We start from the raw sequence: 4,853 nt of genomic DNA on the forward strand, positions 1-4,853 counted from the left end.
CCTCGGCGGCCGTCGCACCGCCCGTCTCGACGAACAGCCACGCCCCGCCGCGCGGCAGCCCGTGCCCGTCCGGTACGAGGTCGTGGGCCATGCCCTCGACGGTCAGCGGGCCGTACGCCAGCAGTCCGGCCGCCGCGTCCGCCGCCGCGCTCTCGTCGGGGTAGCCGAGGACGGCCAGCGCCCGCGCCGGGGGCGATTCCACCAGCCGTACGGTCGCCTCCGTCAGCACCGCGAGGGTGCCCTCGCTGCCGCAGAACGCCCGCGCGAGGTCGGTGCCCCGCTCGGGCAGCAGGGCGTCCAGCGCGTACCCGGAGATACGGCGGGGCAGCCCTTCGGGGTAGCCGGTCCGCAGCGGGGCGAGATGGGCGTCGATCAGCTCGCGCAGACCGGCCGGGGCGCCGGACCAGCCCTGGCCGATCCGGTGCGCGGCGCCGCCGTAGGTGACCACCGACAGGGCGCGCACATTGTCGGCGGTCGTCCCCCAGGCGACCGAGTGCGCGCCGCAGGAGTTGTTGCCGATCATTCCGCCGAGGGTGCAGCGGGCGTGGGTGGAGGGGTCGGGGCCGAAGGTGAGCCCATGGGGCGCGGCGGCGTCCCTGAGGGTGTCCAGGACGACGCCGGGCTGGACGACGGCCGTACGGGCCGCCGGGTCGAGCGCGACGATCGCGTCCATATGGCGGGTGAGGTCGAGGACGACTCCGGTGCCGGTGGCCTGCCCGGCGATCGACGTACCGCCGCCGCGCGGCACGACGGGGACCCCGTGGGCGCGGCACACCTCCAGGACGGCGGCCACATCGTCCGCGTCGCGCGGGGCGACGACCCCGACGGGGACCCGGCGGTAGTTGGAGGCGTCCATCGTCATCAGGGCGCGGGCGGCGGCGCCGAAGTCGACCTCGCCGCGCACGGCCGCCCTGAGGGCCCGCGCCAGGTCCGTCATGGGGCGCCCGGAGCCGCGAGAGCTGCCGGGGGCGCCGGAGGCCCCTGGGGGGCCAGGGGTGCCGGATACGCCGGGGCTACCGGAGGTGCCGGTGGGCGGTCCGGGCGGGCCCCCGCGCCGGCCCGGCCCCTTCCGTCGGTGTTCAGCCATGTGTCTCAGGATGCCCGGCTCCGGGCCGTCCAACGGGCAGGAAACATGCCGATTGGCACCGTTGCGTCCGTGCGGACCTTGGCAAAGCCGGGGGGAACAGCCCAAAGTGATCGTCAACTCTCCTATAGTGACGACCACTTGATCAGGAACAAGCGGCTCCAGTTATGCCCCCGTCACTCCTCGGAAGGCAACCCTCGATGACCGGCACCGCGACCGGCACTACCGCCCAGAAGCGATGACCCGCGGTATGCGGGCGGTAGACCCGTCAGGCCAGCACCTTCCTGGCCAGCAGCACCCGTCAGGCCAGCACCCTCCTGGCCCGCAGCATCCGTCAGGCCAGCACCCTCCTGGCCCGCAGCACCCTCCTGGCCCGCAGCACCCTCCCGACCAGCAGAAACAGCAACCGGCAGACCGGTGCCCCGCCGGCCGGCACCCGGTGATCCCCGAGGTGGCGGAGAACGCCCTGAAGATCGTCGTGGTCGGCGGCTTCGGCGTCGGCAAGACGACCATGGTCCGCTCCGTCAGCGAGATCCGACCGCTGCACACGGAGGAGGTGATGAGCCGCGCCGGGCGCAGCCTGGACGACACCACCAGGGTCAGCTCCAAGAACGCCACGACCGTCGCCTTCGACTTCGGCCGGATCACCATCGCCGACCGCAGCGTCCTGTATCTGTTCGGCGCCCCCGGACAGGAGCGCTTCTGGTTCCTGTGGGAGCGGCTGCTCGCGGGCACGATCGGCGCGGTCGTCCTCGTCGACACCCGCAGACTCACCGACGCCTGGTACGCGCTGGACCGCCTCGAACACCACGGCATGCCCTTCATCGTCGCCGTCAACGACTTCGGCGGGCCGCTGCACAGCGATGAGCACATCCGCTCGGCGCTGGCGCTGGCGCCGGATGTGCCGCTGGTGGAGTTCGACGCCCGGGACCACTCGTCCAGCAAGTTCGTGCTGATCGCGCTGGTGGAGCATCTGCACGCGCTGTCGGTCCACCAGAAGGGCTGATCCGCCGGAGGGGCGATCCACCAGAAGGGCTGATCCGCCGGAAGGGCTGATCCGCCAGAAAGGCTGAAACCCGCCGCAGGGCCCCGTCCGGCGTCTCAGCCGACGGACCACCCGTCGATGAGCGCGGGGGGACCGGATACGCTCCGATGCGTGGCTGAGATCGAGATTCCCGCTGACATCAAGCCCGCCGACGGCCGTTTCGGCGCGGGCCCCTCCAAGGTGCGTACCGAGGCGCTCGACGCCCTCGCCGCCTCCGGTACCTCCCTCCTCGGCACCTCGCACCGCCAGGCCCCGGTCAAGAACCTGGTCGGCGCGGTGCGCGAAGGTGTGCGCGACCTCTTCCAGCTCCCCGAGGGCTACGAGGTGATCCTCGGCAACGGCGGATCGACCGCGTTCTGGGACATCGCGACCCACGGTCTGATCGAGAACAGGTCCCAGCACCTGTCGTTCGGCGAGTTCTCCTCGAAGTTCGCCAAGGCCGCGAAGCTCGCGCCCTGGCTGGCCGAGCCCAGCGTCATCACCTCCGACCCGGGCACCCACCCGGACCCCGAGGCGGAGGCGGGCGTCGATGTGTACGCCTTCACCCACAACGAGACCTCCACCGGTGTCGCCGCCCCGATCAACCGGGTCGCGGGTGCCGACGAGGGCGCGCTGGTGCTGGTGGACGCGACGTCCGGCGCGGGCGGGCTGCCCGTCGACATCGCCGAGACGGATGTCTACTACTTCGCCCCGCAGAAGTCCTTCGCATCCGACGGCGGACTGTGGCTCGGTGTCTTCTCCCCGGCCGCCCTGGAGCGCGCCGCCCGCGTCCACGGCTCGGGCCGCCATGTCCCGGAGTTCTTCAGCCTGCCGACCGCGATCGACAACTCGCTGAAGAACCAGACGTACAACACGCCCGCGCTCTCCACCCTCTTCCTGCTGAACGAGCAGCTCAAGTGGCTGAACGGCCAGGGCGGTCTGGACTGGTCCGTACGCCGCACGGCGACCTCGGCGCGGAACCTGTACGGCTGGGCCGAGGCGTCCAAGTACGCCACTCCGTTCGTCATCGACCCGGCGAAGCGCTCGCAGGTCATCGGCACGATCGACTTCGCCGACGAGATCGACGCCTCGGCGGTCGCCAAGACCCTGCGCGCCAACGGGATCGTGGACACCGAGCCGTACCGCAAGCTGGGCCGCAACCAGCTCCGGGTGGCGATGTTCCCGGCGATCGACCCGGCGGACGTCGAGGCGCTGACGAAGTGCGTGGACTATGTGATCGAGCGCCTCTGACACCTGTCGGACTTGTCCGGTCCCGGCCCCGCGCCACCTCCGGACCGTCTCTGAGCTGCGCGAACTGTACGGGAGGGCCCTCGGCGATCAACATCGCCGGGGGCCCTCACCCGTCCGGGTGAGCGGTCGAAAAGAGGACCACAGGGGGCCTGTGGTCCTACCATGATGGTCTCGACACCAGCCACCAGGAGGCCCCTATGTCTGCCGCAGCAGTCGAGTACCCCTGTGAAGGCGAACCGAGGACGCTGCTCGAACAGGCGGACACCCTCATGGAGCAGCTCCCCGGTTACCGCGTCGAGATCATCGGAGGCGTCATCACCGTGGCCCCACCCGCAGACGGCACTCATGGCGAGGCCCTCACCCACGTCATGATCCCGTTCATCACAGCGGATCTCCACAGCGGAGACGCGCGCCTCATCCAGGCCATCGGTCTCTGGCTCCCGAGCGGACCGCAGGATTACACGATCCCCGACCTCGCCGTGGTCGACGCCGACTACAAGGAACACCTCGCCGAGTACAACTGCTACGACCCGGCCGTCTTCCGCCTGGTGCTGGAGGTCACCTCCAGCAACTACCAGTCCGACCTGAGGCACAAGGTCGCCGCCTATGCCGAGGCGCACATCCCGGTCTATGTGATCGTCGACCGCAAGCACCAGCGGCTGCATGTCCTCACCGACCCGGACGGGACGGACTACACCCACCACCGCGTCCACGCCCCCGGCGAGCAGATCACGCTCCCCGAGTCGATCGGCGCCGAGGTCAAGCTCGATGTCGAGGCGATTCTCACGGCTGCGGGCCAGAAGGACTGACCCCGGGTCCTGACGCCCCGCGCCCGCGTCAGGGCTTCCGAGACGACTTCCGGGACGACATCGGGGCTGAGGTTCCCCCCGGAACCTCAGCCCCTCGCCGTTCAACCCCGCCGCCGGCCCTCAGGGCCGACCCGCCCGCCTCACCGGCTCAGCCGCTGGAAGCGCCGCACCGCGAGCGGCAGGCAGATCGCGGTGATGATCAGCGGCCATACGGCCGCCATCAGGATCGCGTTCTCCTGGACCCAGCTGCCGTCGCCCGCCACCGGATTCCCGAACAGCTCCCGGGTCGCCGCCGCCGTTGACGAGAGCGGGTTCCATGCGGCGACCGTGCCCAGCCAGTCCGGCATCGTGGACGGCGGGACGAAGATGCTGGAGATCATGGTGAGCGGGAAGACCACGGCGTACAGTCCGCCCGCCGCCTCCGGGCTCGGGAGCACGAGTCCGAGCCAGACGCCGACCCAGATCAGCGAGAACCGCAGCAGTACCAGCAGCGCGAAGGCGCTCAGCGTCCTGAGGACTCCGCCGTCCGAGCGCCAGCCCATGACGAAGGCGGTCGTCGCGAGGATGGTCAGCTCGGCCGTGGCGACGAGCAGATCGCTGCCGCCGCGCCCGCCGACCACCGCAGACGGGGCCATCGGCATCGAGCGGAACCGGTCGATGACGCCCTTCCTCGCGTCGTTGACCA

Annotated in this window: 5 protein-coding genes; 3 read left to right on the top strand and 2 right to left on the bottom strand. The window is 70.9% G+C overall.

Annotated elements, in window-relative coordinates; genetic code table 11:
- Positions 1-937, bottom strand: a 937-nt coding sequence (locus ACWF94_RS18025) for an FAD-binding oxidoreductase (protein WP_453488710.1), incomplete at its 3' end; no start/stop codon positions are given.
- 658 nt (positions 938-1,595) lie between these two features.
- Here ACWF94_RS18025 and ACWF94_RS18030 point away from each other — a divergent pair.
- The 3 genes from ACWF94_RS18030 (at position 1,596) to ACWF94_RS18040 (ending at position 4,168) form a co-directional block, all read left to right on the top strand.
- Complete coding sequence (locus tag ACWF94_RS18030) at positions 1,596-2,090, top strand: GTP-binding protein (protein ID WP_453488742.1); 495 nt, start codon at positions 1,596-1,598, stop codon at positions 2,088-2,090.
- A 150-nt stretch (positions 2,091-2,240) separates the two neighbouring features.
- Positions 2,241-3,359 carry a phosphoserine transaminase gene (gene serC, locus ACWF94_RS18035; RefSeq protein ID WP_453488713.1) on the top strand — a complete coding sequence of 373 codons (1,119 nt, stop codon included), beginning with the start codon at positions 2,241-2,243 and terminating at the stop codon, positions 3,357-3,359.
- 197 nt (positions 3,360-3,556) lie between these two features.
- Entirely contained in the window at positions 3,557-4,168 is a 612-nt protein-coding gene (locus tag ACWF94_RS18040; protein ID WP_453488716.1) for a Uma2 family endonuclease, read from the top strand.
- Positions 4,169-4,308: 140 nt separating this feature from the next.
- Here ACWF94_RS18040 and ACWF94_RS18045 read toward each other — a convergent pair.
- Positions 4,309-4,853 (bottom strand): ABC transporter permease (locus ACWF94_RS18045; protein WP_453488719.1); only part of this gene is annotated, 545 nt, incomplete at its 5' end.

The sequence above is a fragment of the Streptomyces sp. NPDC055078 genome (assembly GCF_053607985.1).

Excerpts from the sequence above, each read along its gene's own strand:
- ACWF94_RS18030 (WP_453488742.1), top strand. The coding sequence starts at position 1,596 with ATGGTCCGCTCCGTCAGCGAGATCCGACCGCTGCACACGGAGGAGGTG.
- ACWF94_RS18040 (WP_453488716.1), top strand. The coding sequence starts at position 3,557 with ATGTCTGCCGCAGCAGTCGAGTACCCCTGTGAAGGCGAACCGAGGACG.